This is a genomic window from Vibrio sp. YT-19(2023) (assembly GCF_033337395.1).
The window spans coordinates 1-721 of the sequence record NZ_JAWOQN010000459.1 but is presented as its reverse complement, the minus strand read 5'-3'; the positions used below and the strand labels follow the sequence as shown (position 1 = coordinate 721).

Here is a 721-nt window from a genome sequence, read left to right as displayed (position 1 = left end):
AAAAGACATTGTGCCAACCAACCAAGTTCAAACTTGCGCTCAGTGCCACAGTCGACGTACCCAGTTGGATGAAGAAGCGGATCACGTCAAAGGTACGTTTCTTGATAAGTACCGTCTGAGTTTAATTACCCCTGAGCTCTATTATCACGATGGCCAAATTTACGATGAGGACTATGTTTACGGCTCGTTTTTGCAATCGGCTATGGCAGAGAAAGGCGTAACGTGCACAAATTGTCACGATCCACATACCGCCCAACTTAAAATCCCTGAAGAAGCAGTATGTGCGCAATGCCATGTAGCGTCAGATTATCTGTCAGAAAACCACACCTTTCATCAAGCGAACACCGAGGCATCAAAATGCACAACGTGCCACATGCCGGAGACGACCTATATGCAGGTAGACCCGCGTAGAGACCACAGTTGGCACGTTCCGCGCCCAGATTTAAGCAAGCATATTAATACGCCCAATGTTTGTACCGCTTGTCATGATGATAAAGATGCGAAGTGGGCCGATGAGCAGATTGGTCAATGGTTCCCAAAATCAAAGTATCGCAACACTCAGCACTTTTCGGTCGCATTTTATGCAGACGCGATAGGTCATAGAGGTGGTTCAGATGCCTTGGCTTATACGGCTCAAGATTCTTCCATCAGTGACATCATTCGCGCATCGGCTTTAGAGCGAATGGCAGGCAATACTGGCCAGAATACGTTGGTTGCGCTT

At 47.4% G+C, this 721-nt stretch carries 1 protein-coding gene; it reads left to right on the top strand.

Features of this window, described 5'->3' with window-relative positions:
- A partial coding sequence (locus R7E78_RS26510; RefSeq protein WP_318058661.1) for a cytochrome c3 family protein occupies positions 1-721 on the top strand: 721 nt, incomplete at both ends.